General features: G+C 38.5%; 20 protein-coding genes and 1 pseudogene. 7 read left to right on the top strand and 14 right to left on the bottom strand.

Going from position 1 to position 17,878, the window contains the following annotated elements:
* Nucleotides 1-25: 25 nt before the first annotated feature.
* From HNQ85_RS11275 to hemE, 4 genes are all read right to left on the bottom strand, one after another.
* Nucleotides 26-598 (bottom strand): TetR/AcrR family transcriptional regulator, encoded by a 573-nt coding sequence (locus HNQ85_RS11275; protein WP_181537820.1) that lies wholly within the window; start codon nucleotides 596-598, stop codon nucleotides 26-28.
* A 223-nt stretch (nucleotides 599-821) separates the two neighbouring features.
* Complete coding sequence (gene hemY, locus HNQ85_RS11270) at nucleotides 822-2,255, bottom strand: protoporphyrinogen oxidase (RefSeq protein WP_181537819.1); 1,434 nt, start codon at nucleotides 2,253-2,255, stop codon at nucleotides 822-824.
* 29 nt (nucleotides 2,256-2,284) lie between these two features.
* Nucleotides 2,285-3,217, bottom strand: coding sequence for a ferrochelatase (hemH, locus tag HNQ85_RS11265; RefSeq protein WP_181537818.1), 933 nt, complete (start codon nucleotides 3,215-3,217; stop codon nucleotides 2,285-2,287).
* A gap of 67 nt (nucleotides 3,218-3,284) precedes the next feature.
* Nucleotides 3,285-4,331: a uroporphyrinogen decarboxylase gene (gene hemE / locus HNQ85_RS11260; protein WP_181537817.1), complete on the bottom strand. Its 1,047-nt coding sequence runs from the start codon at nucleotides 4,329-4,331 to the stop codon at nucleotides 3,285-3,287.
* A 339-nt stretch (nucleotides 4,332-4,670) separates the two neighbouring features.
* Between hemE and HNQ85_RS11255 the strand changes: the two genes are divergently transcribed.
* Both HNQ85_RS11255 and HNQ85_RS11250 read left to right on the top strand, forming a co-directional pair.
* The gene (locus HNQ85_RS11255) at nucleotides 4,671-5,171 is read left to right on the top strand and encodes an antibiotic biosynthesis monooxygenase family protein (protein ID WP_246326857.1); all 501 of its coding nucleotides are present in this window, start codon (nucleotides 4,671-4,673) and stop codon (nucleotides 5,169-5,171) included.
* 204 nt (nucleotides 5,172-5,375) lie between these two features.
* The gene (locus tag HNQ85_RS11250) at nucleotides 5,376-6,782 is read left to right on the top strand and encodes a hypothetical protein (RefSeq protein WP_181537815.1); all 1,407 of its coding nucleotides are present in this window, start codon (nucleotides 5,376-5,378) and stop codon (nucleotides 6,780-6,782) included.
* Nucleotides 6,783-6,855: 73 nt separating this feature from the next.
* Here the strand turns inward: HNQ85_RS11250 and HNQ85_RS18060 are convergent.
* Nucleotides 6,856-7,032, bottom strand: a pseudogene (locus tag HNQ85_RS18060) (phosphatase PAP2 family protein); the annotation flags it as partial.
* A 158-nt stretch (nucleotides 7,033-7,190) separates the two neighbouring features.
* Between HNQ85_RS18060 and HNQ85_RS11240 the strand changes: the two are divergent.
* Nucleotides 7,191-8,408 carry a M20 family metallopeptidase gene (locus tag HNQ85_RS11240; RefSeq protein ID WP_181537813.1) on the top strand — a complete coding sequence of 406 codons (1,218 nt, stop codon included), beginning with the start codon at nucleotides 7,191-7,193 and terminating at the stop codon, nucleotides 8,406-8,408.
* A gap of 284 nt (nucleotides 8,409-8,692) precedes the next feature.
* Here the strand turns inward: HNQ85_RS11240 and HNQ85_RS11235 are convergent, their stop codons facing one another.
* From HNQ85_RS11235 to HNQ85_RS11225, 3 genes are all read right to left on the bottom strand, one after another.
* Entirely contained in the window at nucleotides 8,693-9,415 is a 723-nt protein-coding gene (locus HNQ85_RS11235) for an EcsC family protein (protein WP_181537812.1), read from the bottom strand.
* Nucleotides 9,416-9,484: 69 nt separating this feature from the next.
* Nucleotides 9,485-10,684: an ABC transporter permease gene (locus HNQ85_RS11230; RefSeq protein WP_181537811.1), complete on the bottom strand. Its 1,200-nt coding sequence runs from the start codon at nucleotides 10,682-10,684 to the stop codon at nucleotides 9,485-9,487.
* A complete protein-coding gene (locus tag HNQ85_RS11225) occupies nucleotides 10,681-11,418 on the bottom strand; it encodes an ABC transporter ATP-binding protein (protein WP_181537810.1) in 738 nt (245 codons plus the stop codon). The genes HNQ85_RS11230 and HNQ85_RS11225 overlap by 4 nt, the downstream gene beginning before the upstream one ends.
* A 610-nt stretch (nucleotides 11,419-12,028) precedes the next feature.
* On the opposite strand from HNQ85_RS11225, the gene HNQ85_RS11220 reads away from it, so the two are divergent.
* The gene (locus HNQ85_RS11220) at nucleotides 12,029-12,451 is read left to right on the top strand and encodes an HIT family protein (protein ID WP_181537809.1); all 423 of its coding nucleotides are present in this window, start codon (nucleotides 12,029-12,031) and stop codon (nucleotides 12,449-12,451) included.
* A 172-nt stretch (nucleotides 12,452-12,623) separates the two neighbouring features.
* On the opposite strand, the gene HNQ85_RS11215 is transcribed toward HNQ85_RS11220, so the two are convergent.
* Complete coding sequence (locus HNQ85_RS11215; protein WP_181537808.1) at nucleotides 12,624-13,472, bottom strand: peptidylprolyl isomerase; 849 nt, start codon at nucleotides 13,470-13,472, stop codon at nucleotides 12,624-12,626.
* 227 nt (nucleotides 13,473-13,699) lie between these two features.
* On the opposite strand from HNQ85_RS11215, the gene HNQ85_RS11210 reads away from it, so the two are divergent.
* Complete coding sequence (locus tag HNQ85_RS11210; protein WP_181537970.1) at nucleotides 13,700-13,786, top strand: YjcZ family sporulation protein; 87 nt, start codon at nucleotides 13,700-13,702, stop codon at nucleotides 13,784-13,786.
* Nucleotides 13,787-13,922: 136 nt separating this feature from the next.
* On the opposite strand, the gene HNQ85_RS11205 is transcribed toward HNQ85_RS11210, so the two are convergent.
* On the bottom strand, nucleotides 13,923-14,102 hold the full coding sequence (locus HNQ85_RS11205) for a hypothetical protein (protein ID WP_181537807.1): 180 nt from the start codon (nucleotides 14,100-14,102) through the stop codon (nucleotides 13,923-13,925).
* A 169-nt stretch (nucleotides 14,103-14,271) separates the two neighbouring features.
* On the opposite strand from HNQ85_RS11205, the gene HNQ85_RS11200 reads away from it, so the two are divergent.
* The gene (locus HNQ85_RS11200; protein ID WP_181537806.1) at nucleotides 14,272-14,622 is read left to right on the top strand and encodes a YhaI family protein; all 351 of its coding nucleotides are present in this window, start codon (nucleotides 14,272-14,274) and stop codon (nucleotides 14,620-14,622) included.
* Here the strand turns inward: HNQ85_RS11200 and HNQ85_RS11195 are convergent.
* Nucleotides 14,617-15,216: an HTH-type transcriptional regulator Hpr gene (locus HNQ85_RS11195; protein ID WP_181537805.1), complete on the bottom strand. Its 600-nt coding sequence runs from the start codon at nucleotides 15,214-15,216 to the stop codon at nucleotides 14,617-14,619. The genes HNQ85_RS11200 and HNQ85_RS11195 overlap by 6 nt on opposite strands.
* A gap of 253 nt (nucleotides 15,217-15,469) precedes the next feature.
* Here HNQ85_RS11195 and HNQ85_RS11190 point away from each other — a divergent pair, with 253 nt between their 5' ends.
* A complete protein-coding gene (locus HNQ85_RS11190; protein ID WP_181537804.1) occupies nucleotides 15,470-15,658 on the top strand; it encodes a hypothetical protein in 189 nt (62 codons plus the stop codon).
* A gap of 53 nt (nucleotides 15,659-15,711) precedes the next feature.
* Here the strand turns inward: HNQ85_RS11190 and HNQ85_RS11185 are convergent, their stop codons facing one another.
* The 3 genes from HNQ85_RS11185 to HNQ85_RS11175 form a co-directional block, all read right to left on the bottom strand.
* Nucleotides 15,712-16,236, bottom strand: coding sequence for a tryptophan transporter (locus tag HNQ85_RS11185; protein ID WP_181537803.1), 525 nt, complete (start codon nucleotides 16,234-16,236; stop codon nucleotides 15,712-15,714).
* Nucleotides 16,237-16,367: 131 nt separating this feature from the next.
* Entirely contained in the window at nucleotides 16,368-17,450 is a 1,083-nt protein-coding gene (gene serC / locus HNQ85_RS11180; RefSeq protein ID WP_181537969.1) for a 3-phosphoserine/phosphohydroxythreonine transaminase, read from the bottom strand.
* A 198-nt stretch (nucleotides 17,451-17,648) separates the two neighbouring features.
* Nucleotides 17,649-17,837 (bottom strand): sporulation YhaL family protein, encoded by a 189-nt coding sequence (locus HNQ85_RS11175; protein ID WP_181537802.1) that lies wholly within the window; start codon nucleotides 17,835-17,837, stop codon nucleotides 17,649-17,651.
* Nucleotides 17,838-17,878 lie beyond the last annotated feature (41 nt).

Here is a 17,878-nt window from a genome sequence, read left to right as displayed (position 1 = left end):
CGAAACAAAAAAGAAGAAGGACTATCTATTTTGACAATCCTTTTAAAAAATATAGTTCAAACAATTCAGCAATTTTCTCTTTCTCAAGCGGCTCGTGATTTTTCTCCCAGTCAAAAATAAGGGCGACATACAACTTCAACATAAGAAAAGCGGTAATTTCGGCATCACAAGGACGAATTTCTCCTTTTTCAATCGCTTCTTCAATTTTTTGCTTAATGTAAGCAATAATGGCGCTCTCTAATTTTTTCATTACTTCCTGAACAGCTGGTGTCCCCATTTCCCGCTCTTCTTGAAATAACTTAATCGTTAACTGATGCTGTTTGCGAAATTCCAAAATTCGGTACAACGCCCGATGCACGTTTTCAAAAAAGCTGAGCTGGGGGTCAATCACCTGTTCTGCCGCTTCTTTCATTTCTAAAATTAATGTCGAGACAATTTCATCGAACAATTCTTCTTTATTTTTAAAGAAAGTATAAATCGTTCCTTTTCCTACATTCGCTAACTTCGCGACTTGGTCCATTGTCGTTGCTTTATAGCCAAAAAGAGAAAACGACTTTGTCGCTGCATCAATAATTTGTTGTTTTCGATTAACAACCATTTCCCTCATCCCTCAAATTGACTAAATGAACATTTTGGTCATTTCGTAATTAAAGAGTAGCATACTTTTTGATAAAAATAAAGTTCAACTTCATCAGTGGGGATCGCTTCATCCCCCACTGATGTTAGTTGAACTTATCGCACTTCTAGCGTCCGTTATCTTCCACCTGTAGAGGTGGGAGTCTTACGGACGATTAGAACGGGATAAAGAGGTTAACTAACAATTAGCTAACCTCAATCACCTCTTTTGTGCCAGATTGTAAATAATGAAGTACTTTTTTCACAGCTTCTTCTCCTTGATCGATACAATCTGGTATCCCTAGCCCTTCATAAGAACTTCCTGCTAAAAACACCCCTGGAAGCTGCTCTGTCATCTTTTCTTTTATCTTTTCAAGCCGTTCCTTGTGTCCAACTACGTATTGCGGCATCGCTTGCTTCCATCTTGTCACAATCGAAAATTCTGGTGATGCGGTAATATTCATAATTTTATTTAAATCATCCATTACAACTTTCACAATCTCATCGTCTGCCTGTTCGACAATCGCCTCATCGCCAGCTCGTCCGACATAACAGCGAAGCAGCACTTTTCCTTTCGGAGCCGTATGCGGCCATTTTTTATGGGTCCATGTGCAGGCGGTAATCGTATAATCACTGTTGCGTGAGACCACAAAGCCTGTGCCGTCAATATCATGCTGAATCGCTGCTTCTGGAAACGCAAGCGCTACGGTAGCAACCGATGTAGCCGGCATATGGTTGAAAGGCGCAAAAAACTCATATTGTGAAAACATTGCCGGTACAGCTTGATGTGGCGTAGCAACAACAATCGCGTCCGCTCTCATAATTTCGCTGTTGCTTAATGTTAGCTCATAATCAAATTCTTTCTTTTCAATCTTCTCAACCCGAAGCCCTTTCAAAACGCTTCCAGGTTCCAATCGATTTTCAATTTCTTCTACGAGTGACTGCAATCCTGTTTTTAACGTTTGGAAAATCCCTTTTGGACTTGTATGTCCTTGCTTCGGTTTAGGAGTAGACTGTTTCATTCCTAAAATCAAGCTGCCGTGCTTTTGTTCAACATGGAAAAATTGCGGAAACGTAGCCATTAAGCTTAATTGATCAATATCACCTGCATAAATTCCTGATAAAAGCGGTTCGACAAGGTTTTCAACGACTTCATCGCCCAATCTTCTGCGGAAAAACTGGCCTAAAGAGATGTCTCCCTCCGTTTTCGTCGGTGGCAAAATAAAGTCAGCCGCTGCACGCAATTTTCCAATTGGTGAAAATAATCCAGTTGTCACAAACGGACCGATTTGCGTCGGGATTCCCATGACCGATCCGCCTGGCATCGGATAAAGTTTCCCTTTTACAAGGATATATGACTTTCCTGTTGCATTATGCACTAATTGATCGCTTAAACCAACCTCATTAACAAGTCTGGAAGCGCTCAATTTTCTTGCTAAAAACGAATCAGGGCCTCTCTCAATGACAAATCCATCTTTAACAACGGTTTGAATTTTTCCGCCTAACCGATGAGTGGCTTCCACTAACTTGCATTCAATCGCTAACCCGTTCTCTTTGATCTCTTTTTGTAAATAGTAAGCTGTCGTAATTCCCGTTATTCCACCGCCAATAATGACGACTGTTTTCTTTCCATTACTCACTTGTTCATCGCCTTCTTTAATCAATTTTCTTAACGTTTTAAATGTTTAAGAACAACGGTTGCTAAAGCATCAATAAATTGTGGATTCGCATTTGGCATTTCTGGTCTGTAATAGTTTGCGCCAATTTCATCTGTAACATTTTTACATTCAATATCATTGTCGTATAGCACTTCTAAATGGTCAGAAACAAATCCAACTGGAGCATAAACAAAAGATGTAAATCCTTTTTGCTCATGCAATTCTCTTGTTAAATCCTGTACATCGGGACCAAGCCACGGCTCTGGTGTATTTCCCGCGCTTTGCCAACCAATTGTATAATGCTTAATACCGGCTTTTTCGGCAATTAAATCCGCTGTTTCCTGTAACTGCTTTGGATATGGATCGCCAATAGCAAGGATTTTTTCCGGCAAGCTATGCGCTGATACGATTAAAACAGCTTTTTCCCGTTCCTCTTCGCTCATTTGCGCATATATCTTCTTAATCTTTTCGACCCAATAATCAATAAATTTTGGCTCCGCATACCAGCTCTCAATCGCATGGATTTCAGGACCGCCCAATTTCTCCGCTTCTGCCTTAGCACGGCCATTATATGATTTCACACTAAATGTCGAAAAGTGTGGAGCAAGAACAATGCTTACCGCTTCTTTAATACCATCTACATGCATTTGCTGCACAGCATCTTCAACGAACGGCTCAATATGCTTTAAACCTAAATACATTTTAAATTCAATTTCATCTTGAATTTCATTAAGACGTTTTTCTAAACTTTCTGCTTGTTCTAACGTGATTTTTGCAAGCGGGGAAATCCCGCCGATGGCATCATAACGTTCTTTCAATTCTTGAAGCATCTCCGGAGACGGTTTATGGCCGCGACGAATGTGTGTGTAATAACGCTCTAAATCTTCTTCTTTATAAGGGGTGCCATATGCCATTACAAGTAACCCCATTTTTTTCTTCGTCATTCTTTACACCTCATGTATTTGTAATTACCCTTATTATTTTGAACGAAAACCCCTTTTGTTCCCTTTTTTATGCTTTTTTAGCAGTATATTCATGAATAAAGGCGGTTAAACGTTTTAACGTTTCTGGCTGAATTTGTGGGAAAATGCCATGTCCTAAGTTAAATATATAACCTGGGTGCTCCATCCCCTGTTCCAAAATATCTTTCACTCTTTCCTCAATGACTTCCCATGGTGCAAGCAATACAGCTGGGTCAAGGTTGCCTTGCACGGCTTTTGTGATTCCCATTTCTCTTGCCTCTTTGATCGAAAGACGCCAATCTAACCCAACGACATCAAGCGGCAAATCATGCCATTCGTTCGCTAAATGGCTTGCACCGACACCAAACATAATTAATGGAACATTCTCTTCACGAAGCGCTGAGAAAATTCGTTCCATCGTTGGTTTAATGAAGTAACGATAGTCTTGTACATTTAGCGCTCCGACCCAAGAATCAAATATTTGAATCGCTTTGGCACCTGCATGGATTTGCGCTTTTACGTAGCGAATCGTCATATCCGCCAACTTGTCCATCAGAGCAAACCACGCTTTTGGCTCAGCATACATAAACGCTTTTGTTTTATTATAGTTTTTGGATGGACCGCCTTCGATCATATAGCTTGCCAGTGTAAATGGTGCGCCGGCAAAGCCGATAAGCGGAACATTTAGCTGTTCAGTTGTTAATAGCTTAATCGTTTCAAGCACGTAAGGAACGTCTTCTTCCGGGTTGATTTCACCTAACTTTTCTACATCAGCAAGTGAACGAATTGGATTCGAAATCACCGGACCAATTCCTGCTTTAATATCGACATCAACGCCAATTGCTGGAAGCGGTGACATAATGTCTTTATAAAGAATCGCTGCATCGACATTATATTGCTCAACAGGCAGCCGTGTCACATAAGCACACAACTCCGGTTGATGCGTAATTTCAAACAGAGAATATTTTTCCTTCAACGCCCGGTATTCTGGCTGAGAACGACCAGCCTGTCTCATATACCATACAGGGACATATTCTGTTTTTTCCCCACGACAGGCGCGTAAAAATGTATCGTTAAATGTAGAATTTTTCGTCATAATTCTCCACCTTTCCTACGGTCATGATTACCTAAAAAACTTGGCATTAAACCAAGCACTTAGCTTAAAACGTACGAATCTTCTCCCAATACAACTATACAAGTTTCCTTCACCAATGTATAGAGAATGACATAAAGTTTCAAAAAATCGACGATTATTGTCCGTAAATCTCTTGCTCAATAAAGTTAAGAAAAAATCATTAATAAACAACAAGAACTCCAAAAATTATAACATAGGATAAAGAATCATTCAGAAAGGTGTAGTGTTAATAATGGCATTTTGTCTAATCTGTTTTATACTAGAATTTAGGAAACAGTAAGGAGGCTATTGAGCGTGAAGATGTATATTACAACTGGTACAACGGACTATTTAACAAAATTAAAAAATGACCATCCTGCCGAAAAAATGTTATTGCTTGAAAATGAGGATTACACCATTTTACTTCATGAAACGATGGGGAAATCTGTATTTAACGAACCGCGCGAATACGAAGTACTTGATTCTGTAGGCGACTTGGGCGGCAAGTTTGCTGTATGTAACAACATCCCTGTCACTGATGAAGGTAGACCTATCTTTGAATATCGCTTTAATCAGCGAGCAAGATTAATCGAAAAAGAGCCTGGATTTGTAGCAATCCGTGTATTACGTCCTTTGTCTAACGATACCTACATTATTATGACGTTATGGGAGAGCGAGAAACACTTTAAAAATTGGCAGCAATCAAAAGCATATGAAAAAGCGCATCAAAAACGAGGTAAACAAGAGGAAATTGAGCAGCAGAAAACCATTTTTCCCCGCCCTTCCTATGTTACAACTTATATAATCCCTAAACAAAATTAATTGTCAATGCCGTTCCAAAAAGAGCGGCATTATTTTTTTTGTGACTATTTCCGTGGAAATCTTCCTTTATTCTACAATGCCCTATAAGTCTGATAAAAACTTGCCAATGCTTTCACATCTTACTTCTCCTTTCATATCCTGTATTACATCAGTTAGGCCATTATCACAGGCATTAACGGATGATATTAATGAGGAGGAAACGATATGGGAATCGAATTAACGGCATTACATTGGATTTACACCACCTTCATTTTGCTGATTATTAGCTTTATGATGATGCGAAGAGATACATCATTAATTTGTATTGCCGGAATCTTTTTATTAGCGTTTACAGCTACACATTCATTAAGCGCTTCCATTAGTGGCATCTTTAACAGCTTTATTTTTGCCATTACAGAGTTGCTGCCGACTATACTTGTCATCTCCATTATCGTTGCAATGAGTAAAGTGTTAACCGTTACCGGAATTAATGATGTCATGATTTCTCCTTTTACAAAACTAATTCGTACACCAGCATTAGCTTATTGGACGATTGGATTGCTTATGATGGTCATTTCTTGGTTTTTCTGGCCTTCACCAGCTGTCGCCTTAATGGGGGCGGTATTGCTGCCTGTTGCCCTTCGCGTCGGCTTACCGGCATTAGGCGTAGCAATGGCAATGAATTTATTCGGTCACGGCATTGCTTTATCTGGAGATTTTATCATTCAAGCCGCTCCCAAACTAACTGCTGATGCAGCAGGTTTACCTGTCTCCGAAGTTATTTCCGCTAGCCTTCCTCTCGTTTTTATCATGGGATTCGTTACCGTAACTGTTGCCTTCCTTTTTTTACGCAGAGATATAAAACGAGGAATTTTAACCATAGAAACGCATGAACAACTGATTGCAAACAAATTCACCGATTCCCATGAAAAGCAATCTCGTCTACTATCAAAACCAACAAAAAAATCGCTTGCTTTTATCATTCCATCGTTGTTTGCGGCTGATGTTGTTGCAATGTATTATTTAAATTTGCAAGGCGGAGATGCAACAGCATTAGTAGGAGGAACATCGATTTTTATTTTGATTATGATTGCTCTTCTTGCCCACAAACATAAAGGACTCGAAGAAACGACAAATTATTTAATTGAAGGTTTTCAATTCGGATTTAAAGTGTTTGGCCCCGTAATCCCAATCGCCGCTTTTTTCTACTTAGGCGATGCGGGATTTATGAAAATTATCGGCGAATATTTACCTAAACAGTCACATGGAATTGTCAATGATTTAGGCATAGCTCTTGCCCACCTTGTCCCGTTAAACAAAGAAATCGGAGCCGTTACATTAGCAGGAGTTGGTGCAATCACCGGTTTGGACGGCTCTGGATTTTCCGGCATTTCCCTTGCTGGCTCGATTGCTAAATTGTTCTCAACCACCATTGGAGCAGGTGCAGCCACATTAACAGCATTAGGGCAAATTTCTGCCATTTGGGTTGGGGGCGGGACTCTTGTTCCTTGGGCGCTTATCCCGGCAGCAGCGATTTGTGGGGTCGATCCATTTGAACTAGCGCGCCGCAATCTTCTTCCTGTGACGATAGGATTAATCGTAACAACGATTGTAGCAATGTTCCTTATATGAACCTCTCCCACCTATCCTCCGTTTAGAAGTGAAAGACTTCTCGGAAAAATGATCAACAAAACGAGGTGTACAGTCACATCTGTACACCTCGTTCTTTATTAAATAGAAGTTTTCTCCGGCTGCTTGCTTCTTCGTAAAGGAACACGCATAAAAACAAACATATATATCCAATCGCAAATCCACCAATGACATCTGATAAATAATGGACATCTAACACCACTCTGCTTATGCCGATAAGAAAAATAAATAAAACAAGAAAGTGGGCAAAACTTTACAAGCCACTGTTTCAAATCTTCTGTCGTAATTTGCTTAACTCCTTTAGGTGGAAGTCAATCCCCTCAATGAAGGAAATCTCATGATATAATAGGAATAAAATTGTTAGAAAAGTTTGAAAAGGAGAGGGAATCGATGCTGAAACAGCTGTATGAATTGTTAAATACCCATTATGACGAAATGGTCTCTATACGGAGATATTTACATCAACATCCGGAACTTTCTTTCCAAGAATATAAAACAGCAAAATATATAGCTGAATATTATAAGAAACTAGGCATGCCAGTAAAAGAAAAAGTTGGCGGTAATGGCATTGTCGCTAAAATTATCGGGGCTAAACAAGGCAAGACAGTTGCCTTAAGAGCTGACTTCGATGCTTTGCCAATTCAAGATGAAAAAGATGTTCCTTATAAATCGACTGTGCCTGGAGTCATGCATGCTTGTGGTCATGATGGACATACAGCGACATTGCTTGTTCTTGCCAAAGTGCTTCATCAATTAAAAGAAGAACTTGCCGGTACCATTGTGCTCATTCATCAGCACGCTGAAGAATATGCACCGGGTGGAGCCATTTCGATGATTAAAGATGGCTGCCTTGAGGGAGTCGATGCCATTTTTGGCACACATCTATGGGCGACAGAGCCGACCGGAAAAATTCAATACCGTATTGGCCCAATCATGGCTGCCGCTGATCGCTTTGAAATTACTATTCAAGGCTCAGGAGGACACGGCGCACAGCCACATAAAACAAAAGATGCAATTGTCGTTGCTTCACAACTTGTATTAAATTTACAACAAATCGTCAGCCGGAGAGTAAACCCGTTGCACCCTGCTGTTGTCTCCATTGGTTCCTTTGTCGCTGAAAACGCATTTAACGTCATTGCAGACACAGCCAAGCTTATCGGCACAGTCCGCACGTTTGATGAAACAGTGCGGGATGAAATCGAAGCAGAAATTGAGCGGATTACAAAAGGAACTTGTTTAGCTGCCAATTGTTCATATAAATACACATACACGCGCGGCTACCCGCCTGTGGTTAACCATGAAGCCGAAACCAAATTTTTAATCGAAATCGCCAAACAAGTCCCTGACGTGACATCTATCGAAGAAGCAGAACCACACATGGGCGGGGAAGATTTCGCTTATTATTTACAGCACGTAAAGGGAACTTTTTTCTTTACAGGTGCGAAAGCCGAACACGTAAAGAATCCATTCCCTCACCATCATCCCAAATTTGATTTCGATGAAAAAGCAATGTTGATTGCTGCTAAGACGCTTGGATCAGCAGCCATTACTTATTTAGCGAATCATGGTGATGTATGCCAGACACCATTGAGGAGATCAGACGTGTAATCAGCTATCCTTTCTCAACGATTGAAATATGCTCAACAGCAGCAAAAAATCAACAACGTTGTTTCACAGAGCTATTAAATAAAGTGAGACTTTATCAGTGGGAGTTTTCTTCATCTCCCACTGATGTTCGTTGAGCAAAGCGTACTTCTAGCGTCCATAAGACTCCTACCTGTAGAGGTTGAGAGATAACAGATGGTTAGATGGGGGGGCTGGATCATAAGTGTTTGACCTCACGCACCACTCACAATATATCGTGTTATGTTCTATATATTGATACTTGCTTTTTAGTGAGCCTCCCCTTTTGTGAATAAGCGCAATCGATAACAGTTCATCGCTGTTTCACTAAGATGCTCTAGTAAATGATAATTCGCAATCGCACCGACAAACGCGCCAATCCCCGGCACAAGCTGCATCATTTTTGCTAAATCAATATAATCGCGATATTCTTGTTGAAAAATGCGCCAATCGACATCAACTAGCTTTTCCTTCTCTTCGTCCCAATACTTAATCATGTGATAAATGCGTTGACGATGCTCATCACTCGAAAAGGCCAATTGAAAAACATGGAGGATAAATAACCGCTCTTCATATTTTTTTATATCAAAACCGTAAAGAGTCGCGATCTCAAACAAAAATTTCATCTTGATGGACAAAAGTAACGGGAAATCAGCTAAACCAAGAAAAATCCCTCCTGCTCCCGTTCCTGCCCCTTCAATGGCTGCCATCCTTTTATACGTTTTTACCTTATCGGCTACTAACTTTTCTTTTTCCGATAACGAAAGCGATGATACATCTTTTGCTGGCGTTAAAAAATCGGAGCCGACTAAAGCAGCTTGAACCACTTTTTTAATACTTTCCGTCATCACTTTGTGCACTTTTTCCGGGAGAAATTCGTTGACCTTTGTCTGCGCCCGTTTTGAAAGACGGCTTACAAAATTTGATTTTTGCATCATCTTTTTATTCCAATGGAAAAGCTGTTCACGTACGAGTTGTTCGTAATTCTCCATCTTATTCCATCCTTTTTAACAATGTAGTCTCACTTTATTATTTACGGATCAAAAAGATGGAAGTTTCCATTAGTTCCACTTTTTTTGTGCATAGAAAAACAAAAACATATAACTAAACAATAATCCGCTGACAAACGACAACACCGCCGAAAATAAGCTGCTTGTTAACCATACAAACAGCGCCAAAATGATCGTTTGAATGAAAAGTAAAACGAATAAAAAGCGCAGTAACGCTTGTTTGTTCTGTTCATTTCCTATCGGATATAGTTTTATCATCATTTTTGTTCGATGATGGCGTGATAACGTGTATAATTGAAATCCTGTTGCATAGATGAAAAACAATAACACTATATTTTTTCCATAACTAGACGGAACAATATAAATAAGCAAGCAGGCGATAATGATAAGGCGAATATAAAGTCCCAAATAGTCGCTCGCTCTAAAAAATGTCCGCATATATAAATACAAAAACGTGTTTTCCTGACGATACGAAACGAGCGGTAAAAATACATCAAGCCATTTGCGGCGTTTCACCTGTTCTTTTAGCTGTGGCACGTCGGTAAATAAATTCGCAAGACGGTAAAACGTCATCATGCGCTTTGCATCTTGATGAATGAGACGTTCCCATTTCAATCCTTTTTGCTTCGTCGCCCTTGCAAAATAGCCAAGCAATATAAGCATAATCGCCGATAAACTTGCCGTAAAACCAATAGGCGCTTTGGCAAGTAAAAAATACATAAACAAGAAATTGAGCACCAAACGCACGCCCCAGCTTAAACGATGCATGATTGGCTCAATAAAATAATTTCCTTTCCAAGTAATCCACATGTTCCAAACTTTCAGCAACAACAACACAATAAATAGAAACAAAAATGATACATGTGAAAACTTTGCATACAAAGGCGAAATAGCTGCAATGACAATGAGAAGCATATATATGTGCATCATTAGGCTAAAAAGAAAGGCACGTTGAAAATAAGGAGTCAATTGCTTTTCTGCTGGCAATAAAAAAACGAGATCAGCTTCTTTCAAAAGTGTTTGAACTGGACTGTGCGTTAAAAATGGCGCCAAAACCAATGAAACTACAAACGCAAATGGAAAATCATACGACAATCCATTCACCCATTGTTTATAAGCAACGGCACCTGCACCAATTCCAATCAACAAAATAAACAATAGGTGATCATTAAACATATAGCGCAAGTAGCGCTTAAGTTCGTTGAAATAAGCAATGACCCGCTGTTTCCATAACTGCTTGCCATCAATCATAGGTCTTCTTCCTTTGTCAGTTGGATATAAATTTGATCAAGCGTGGCTGACGGCAGCTGAAATTGCTGACGCAACTCTTCCAACGTACCTTTCGCTCTGATTTTTCCATTATGAAGAATAACAAATGAATCACAATATCGTTCAGCTGTTGCCAAAATATGAGTCGACATTAAAATCCCCGCTCCTCTTTCCTTCATCGCATTCATTAAATCAAGCAGCGATTGAATCCCAAGCGGATCAAGACCAACAAACGGCTCATCGATAATATAAAGGGGAGGTTCAATTAAAAAGGCGCACATAATCATGACTTTTTGTTTCATCCCTTTTGAAAAATGCGCAGGAAACCATTTTAACTTTTTCTCCATCCGGAATTCCTTTAACAACCGCTCTAATCGTTGCTCATACTCGTTTTTATTTAAGCCATATGCCATCGCTGTCAATTCTAAATGTTCCTGTAAAGTTAACTCATCGTAAAGGATCGGTGTTTCCGGTATGTACGTAAATTGGGAACGGTAAGCTGCCGGATCATCAGCGAACGTCTTTCCATTAATCGAAACCGTCCCCTTCCTCGGTTCCATAAGTCCGATAATATGTTTGATTGTTGTGCTTTTCCCAGCTCCGTTTAAGCCGATAAGACCGACTATTTCCTTTCGTTTTACAACAAATGAAACATCTTCAAGCACGTTTTTATTTGTATATCCTCCGTAAAGGTTTTGCACTTCAAGCAATGTCATATTTCCTTTATCCTCTCTCTCTAATCCCATTATTCACTTTTATTGTATCAAAGCAATAAGCTCCTTTCCAAAAATATCTACAAAAAAACGGAATAGTCTTTTCATATCCGGGCATCATAATGAACGAAGAGGGGATGAGAAAAAACAATGTTGGATGAAAAACTCATCAACATTGAAATGAGGTGTTTACGAAAGACCACTTACTGTAGTATCACACTCATTTCTCTTTACCTTACCTGAAATAGGGGATGGTCATCTTGAACAAAGTGAGTAAAACACTGCAAATTTAAGAACACACTTTTGAAATGAGGTGTCTACGGCACGCGAGAAACAATAGAAGTTCTCAACAGTTGCCTATAAAAACTCTTTCGTAAATGAGGTGTTCATCAAAGATCATCAATTGTAATTGTAGGGCTTAAAAATACCTACAATGATAAAGGGATGATCCATCTAAGCAGAAAGCAACTCATTTTCTATCCCTTTTATCAATGAGGTATTTGTAAAAACTCTTCCCCTTTTCACACGAACAGGGTGTACACAAATCTGCTGTACACTCTGTTCCTTTTTTTGTGTTACAATACGAATAAAATGATGGAAAGGATGGGATATAATGAGCGATTGCATTTTTTGCAAAATCATCGATGGGGACATTCCGTGTGCAAAAGTATATGAAGATGAACATGTTATCGCTTTTCTCGACATTAGCCAAGTGACAAAAGGTCATACATTAGTAATACCAAAGGTACATAAAAAAGATGTATTTGAACTTACACCTGAAATTGCTGGAAAATTGTTTTCTGTTGTTCCAAAAATTGCGAATGCTATCAATGAAAGCTTTTCACCAATTGGATTAAACATTTTAAACAACAATAAGGAACATGCTGGACAAACCGTTTTCCATTTCCATATGCATTTAATTCCCCGCTATGGAAAAGGTGACGGATTCGGAGCCGTTTGGAAGTCGCATCAAAGTGAATACTCATTTGAGGACTTACAGGAAATCGCTACAGCTATTCACTCTGCCATTCAATAATAAAAAATAAAAAAGAGGCTGACCTATAAAGTGTCTAACCTCACGCATAACTCACAATATATAGTATCCATTGTGATGTCCTATATATGATGGTTGCGGGGTCTGACACTTGCTTTTTGGTCAGCCTCTTTTTTAACAATCATGACTCAGCTAATGCTTTGAAATAGCCTCTTTATTTCTTTTCACCCGATTCAAAAACCTCTTTTAATTGATCATCATTTACTTTTACGTCCGCTTTCTTCACTAACTTTTCCACTTCAGATTGGACTTTCGCAGGGTCAAGCTTGCTCTTCTTAAGTTCAAACTCGATTTCTTCCTTCATTTGTTCAAATGATTTTTTCTTTTCTTTATCTGTTACTTTAATAATGTGATAACCATATTCCGATTTTACAGGCTTGCTGATTTCTCCTACTTTTAGCGCATATGCCGCGTCTTCAAATTCTTTCACCATTTCTCCAGATCCAAACCATCCTAAATCGCCGCCATTTTTCGCAGAGCCCGGATCTTTAGAATATTCTTTTGCAAGCTTTGCAAAGTCCTCTCCTTTATCAAGCTTTGCTTTAATCTCGTTTGCCGTTTTTTCATCGTCCACTAAAATATGGCTTGCTTTTATTTTTGGTTTGTATTCATCATAATACTTTTTCATTTCTTTCTCTGTTACTTTAACATCCTTCATCGCTGCTTTTTGCCGCAAAAGGTCAAGCTTCACCATATCTCTAATCGCTTGCTCACCGTTTTGTTGAACAGCGATTTCATATTGCGGACCGTACATTTTTTTCAGATTTTCCATTTCTTTTTCAATCTCTTTATCGGTTACTTTAAATTCTTTGCTTAATACTTTTTCATGCACAAGGTCACGAATGACATCTTTTCCGAAGCGTTCTTTCATCGCATTATAAAATTCTTCTTTTGTAATATCACCTGCTTTTGTTTCTACGATAACTTCTGAATCTCCGCTATTACAAGCCGATAAAGCGAGAAGAGAGGCGGCAGTAGATAAAGCGATAACCCACTTTTTCATTATTTTCACAACTCCTACACTCAAAATTTTTCACATGGGAAAAACCACCACAATAACTATATCATACTTTTTTAAGATAAAAAAATTTTTTCCTAGTCCTTCTACCTATTATGTAATTTGCCTATACGCAAATTCATTAACTTACATATGATAAAGTGTCTCGTTCATCAAATCAAATACGTAAATTTTCAAAAAAACTCCCCTTCAGCGAAAGGAGGTGCTATTAGATGGGTGCAGGTTATGCAGGTGGCTTTGCGTTAATCGTTGTATTGTTTATCTTATTAATCATCGTTGGTTGTGCATGCTTGTATTAATCAAGATAAACAAAAAGGGGCTGACCCATGAGTGTCTGACCTCGCGTACGTTTCACAATATATAAAATTCATTTATCCAATCTATGTACTATATTGTGTTGTGGGGTCTGACATTACTTTCGGTCAGCCTCTTTTTCTATGTAAATAATACCTCAATGTAAGAAGTAATAAGCAAAATCGTAATAAGTACATTAATCGTCCGAAACACTTTTGGCTGTTTTTCTTCAGGAATTTCCCTTTGAACACAAAGTGTATTTGTCAGTTTATTAATATAGAATAAAATGACTACTGCAAGAGGGATAAAATATAATGCCAAAATTGCTCCCCTCCTATCTTCCCAGACGGAAATATATGACTTATTTACTTTACAACGTTTTATAAAAGAAATCAATATCGTCTTCACGAGAATTCCCTATTGGTTGTTTACAACAATTTGGGTAAAATATACATGATAATGACAGATTGCCTATTAAAGGAGTACCGTTATGGATATACTTGAAGAACGAATTGCCAAATTAGAATATTATCAATCTTTACTATTAGAAATGATTGATGAAACGAAAAAACCGTTTTACCAACTTATTATAAAAGCGAACTTAACAAAAGAAGAAGTAGATGAAGTCATCCAACTTTGCCAACATTTAAGCGAAGAGTATAAAAAACAGAAAGCGGAAGGCCTTATTGTGTTCACCCCGCTCCTTACTCAATTTGCCGGAATGCTTCACCCTAAGCTTCCGCTTGAACAAACAATCGACGCTTTACTGCGCCAAAATATGTTTGTACCGCTTATGCAAGAATTTAAGAAAATGATTGCCAACTTGAATGAACAGCTATGAATTAGTCATTGTTTCCTCTTCGCTTTCTTTGCGCTCTATACGCTTAAACAATTTTCCGTTCTCTTCAACAAAATCGCTTTCAATATTTTCAAATGATTTTTCAAAAATCTGCATAAAATCATCGCCATATATATGACGAATAATGCACATCATTTCTAAAATTTCTGGAAATTTTCCATACAAATCACGTAAAGGTAAAGCCCCGTTAAATACTGCATTTTGCGTTGGGTCATAAGATTCCATTAATTTCAATAAAATCTCTTCTCCTTTTTCTGTCAGTTCAATATATGTGTTTCGTTTATCACTTTCTTTCTTAGAAAAAGATAGCAATCCCCGCTCTTCTAGTTTTTTTGAGAAGTTAAAAGCTGTGGAAACATGCATAACACCAAATTTAGCAATCTCTGAAATAGACGCCCCTTTTAAATGGTAAGCAATCCATAAAATATGATGCTCATTAATATTAAGGTCGAATGGTTTAATCCATTGTTGCCAATCTTTTTCAATTGATTTCCATAGCGCTTTGCTCAACTGAGCAATACGTTGACTGAATAACATCGCCTCTTTTATAGAATAGTGTCGCTCTGTACCTTTCATCTTTCCACCCACTCTTCCCTCACCATTATCTTATTTTTATTATCTATTATGCCAATAAAATAAAGATTAATAAAGAAAAAAATTTTAGAATTTTTAAATAGATAAATTAACATCGAAATTTGCTAATGGTTTTTACTAAATTATTATGTTCTACCAATTTATGAAAATTCCTTTTGTTTTATTAGAAAAATAGTCCTCTTGTCTTCATAGTTAACAACGAATTTACATACAGTAATAAAAAGGGGAGAGGTCGATGATTTATGCAATATCCATTTTCTATATGATAAGCGCTATTTTTGCTTACTTAGCTATCGCTACGGTTCTTTCGCTAAATAAGGCAAAAATGTATCCGCCAAAGCAAATATTGAAGAGAAAAATAGGTTTGTATATGATGGGAGCGCTTCTATGCTTTCTGATTGGATGGACTTTTCAGTATTTTTAAGAAAAAGAAAATAGCGAAAAACCCGACCATAAAGATCGGGTTTTTTTATTCTGCTACGGTTGAGAAGCCAAGTTGGCGCGTTTGAAAATGGATTGAACAATCGGATATATCATCACCATGGCAATGGTATTGACGACCACTGCTGGTAAAACAACCGCTATAAATAAGCTTGAAAAGGTTGCACCACCTGGAAGACCAACAAGCAATAAGGCCGCTGTTAAAAATACAGCACCAGATACAACCGTACCGACAGCGGTCAAAATGGCTGCTGCTATGATCGACTGACTGTATTTTTTCACAAGTAAGAATAACGCTGCGAACACAATCGCAGTAATCGGTTTATCAATCATGTTCGGAAGCAAGCCGCCTGGAAAACTAGTTGTCATGCCGGAAATGATTCCTGTTACGATCCCTAATAAACCAACTGTTTTTTTCGAAGGAAACAACAGAATGCCAAGGAACATCATCGTTAACATCATATCCGGCTTCATTCCAAAGAAAAATCCAGGAATGACCGCATGCAGAACAGATCCGATTCCAACTAACAATGCAAGTGAAACTAAAACTCTCGTATTCATTTCTCATCTCTCCTCATCTAATCTAGCTATTTGTTTCCCCAATAGTGCCCTCGATGCCTATTGCAAGAAACTTAGATTTATTATACCACTTTATAATATAATAGTTAAATATAGTTAGGAAGAAAAAATTTTTAGACAAACCTCTGTTGAAATTCTCTCATAAAATCTGCTAACGCTTCACATGCTTCAAGCGAAACGGCATTATAGATGGACGCGCGGCACCCGCCGACGGATCGATGGCCTGCTAACCCGACAAATCCTCGTTCTTTTGCTTCTGCTAAAAACTTTTTCGTCAGCTCATCGTTTGGCAATGTAAACGTTACATTCATAAAGGAACGGCTTCCCTTTTCTCCATGTGGTGAGTAAAATCCTTTGCTTTCGTCAATGCAGCGATATAAAATATCTGCCTTTTCTTTGTTACACTTTTCAATGATGCTGATCCCTCCTTGCTCATCAACCCATTCAAGCACAAGAGAAAGCATATAAATTGCGAATGTCGGCGGCGTATTGTATAATGAATTGCTTGAGCTGTAAGTATTGTAGTTCAGCATTGTTGGAAGATGATCAGGAATGTTTTCTAGCAAGTCTTTTCGAATAATGACGACGGTAACGCCGGATGGTCCTAAATTTTTTTGCGCTCCCGCATAAATCAATGCAAACTTTTTCACGTCAATTTCTCGGCTTAAAATATCGCTCGACATATCAGCAACTAAATCTACTGGTAAATCAGGAAAGTTATGCCATTGCGTACCAAAAATCGTATTGTTCGATGTGATATGTAAATAAGCGGCCCGCTCAGAAAGCTGAATCTGTTCCAATGCCGGAATGTGCGTATAGTTTGCTTCTTTACTTGATGCAGCAATATGCGTCTCACCCAATTTTTTTGCTTCTTTTAACGCTTTTTCAGACCACACTCCCGTCAGTACATAGTTGGCAACTTTCCCTTCATGAAGCAAATTCATCGGTACCATCGAAAATTGCAAGCTCGCTCCACCCTGTAAAAACAAAATGTCATGCGTCTCTGGAATGTTCATCAGTTTTCTTAACAATTCTTTTGCCTTGGTATGCACAACATCATATTCTTTACTGCGATGACTAAGTTCCATCACTGACATTCCAGTATTTTGAAAATTAACTAGCTCTGCTTGCGCCCTTTCTAACACAGCTAGCGGCAATGCGGATGGTCCCGCGTTAAAATTGTAGACACGCTTCACCATGAATCCCTCACTTTATTTCTTTAATGAATAACAGTTACTATTATCCTAACATGAAATCATAAAAAATAAAGTGAATTTTCAATAAATTATACAAAAAATAAAAGGGATGCCCCATCAGTGTCTGACCTCATGGACATGTCACAATATATCGTTCATTCCCCCAATGTTATGTCCTTGTGGTCTGACACTTTGATTTTAGGTCATCCTCTTTGCTTGCTGTCGTCGCGCTCTCTCTTCCCTAATCCGTTCCATATATACTTCTCCTTCTTTTTCAATAAAAGCTTCATCAATTTCCCGTTCTTTTTTTGCGGTGCGAACCGTCATATAGGCGCTCACAATAATTCCAATCAGGACTAAATAAATCCACCAAGGCATACTTAGCATCCATAATCCCCCTTTTTGTAAACTTGTCTTACTTCAACTAT

Origin of the sequence: [Anoxybacillus] calidus, assembly GCF_013760845.1 — a bacterium.
Taxonomy (GTDB): Bacteria; Bacillota; Bacilli; order Bacillales; family Anoxybacillaceae; genus Paranoxybacillus; species Paranoxybacillus calidus.
Note: the sequence above shows the minus strand (reverse complement) of the source record. Positions and strands in the feature narration are given on the sequence as shown.

Excerpts from the sequence above, each read along its gene's own strand:
- HNQ85_RS11275 (WP_181537820.1), bottom strand. The coding sequence starts at position 598 with ATGGTTGTTAATCGAAAACAACAAATTATTGATGCAGCGACAAAGTCG.
- hemH (WP_181537818.1), bottom strand. The coding sequence starts at position 3,217 with ATGACGAAGAAAAAAATGGGGTTACTTGTAATGGCATATGGCACCCCT.
- hemE (WP_181537817.1), bottom strand. The coding sequence starts at position 4,331 with ATGACGAAAAATTCTACATTTAACGATACATTTTTACGCGCCTGTCGT.
- HNQ85_RS11255 (WP_246326857.1), top strand. The coding sequence starts at position 4,671 with ATGTATATTACAACTGGTACAACGGACTATTTAACAAAATTAAAAAAT.
- HNQ85_RS11250 (WP_181537815.1), top strand. The coding sequence starts at position 5,376 with ATGGGAATCGAATTAACGGCATTACATTGGATTTACACCACCTTCATT.
- HNQ85_RS11240 (WP_181537813.1), top strand. The coding sequence starts at position 7,191 with ATGCTGAAACAGCTGTATGAATTGTTAAATACCCATTATGACGAAATG.
- HNQ85_RS11235 (WP_181537812.1), bottom strand. The coding sequence starts at position 9,415 with ATGGAGAATTACGAACAACTCGTACGTGAACAGCTTTTCCATTGGAAT.
- HNQ85_RS11230 (WP_181537811.1), bottom strand. The coding sequence starts at position 10,684 with ATGATTGATGGCAAGCAGTTATGGAAACAGCGGGTCATTGCTTATTTC.
- HNQ85_RS11225 (WP_181537810.1), bottom strand. The coding sequence starts at position 11,418 with ATGACATTGCTTGAAGTGCAAAACCTTTACGGAGGATATACAAATAAA.
- HNQ85_RS11220 (WP_181537809.1), top strand. The coding sequence starts at position 12,029 with ATGAGCGATTGCATTTTTTGCAAAATCATCGATGGGGACATTCCGTGT.
- HNQ85_RS11215 (WP_181537808.1), bottom strand. The coding sequence starts at position 13,472 with ATGAAAAAGTGGGTTATCGCTTTATCTACTGCCGCCTCTCTTCTCGCT.
- HNQ85_RS11210 (WP_181537970.1), top strand. The coding sequence starts at position 13,700 with ATGGGTGCAGGTTATGCAGGTGGCTTTGCGTTAATCGTTGTATTGTTT.
- HNQ85_RS11200 (WP_181537806.1), top strand. The coding sequence starts at position 14,272 with ATGGATATACTTGAAGAACGAATTGCCAAATTAGAATATTATCAATCT.
- HNQ85_RS11195 (WP_181537805.1), bottom strand. The coding sequence starts at position 15,216 with ATGAAAGGTACAGAGCGACACTATTCTATAAAAGAGGCGATGTTATTC.
- HNQ85_RS11190 (WP_181537804.1), top strand. The coding sequence starts at position 15,470 with ATGATTTATGCAATATCCATTTTCTATATGATAAGCGCTATTTTTGCT.
- HNQ85_RS11185 (WP_181537803.1), bottom strand. The coding sequence starts at position 16,236 with ATGAATACGAGAGTTTTAGTTTCACTTGCATTGTTAGTTGGAATCGGA.
- HNQ85_RS11175 (WP_181537802.1), bottom strand. The coding sequence starts at position 17,837 with ATGCTAAGTATGCCTTGGTGGATTTATTTAGTCCTGATTGGAATTATT.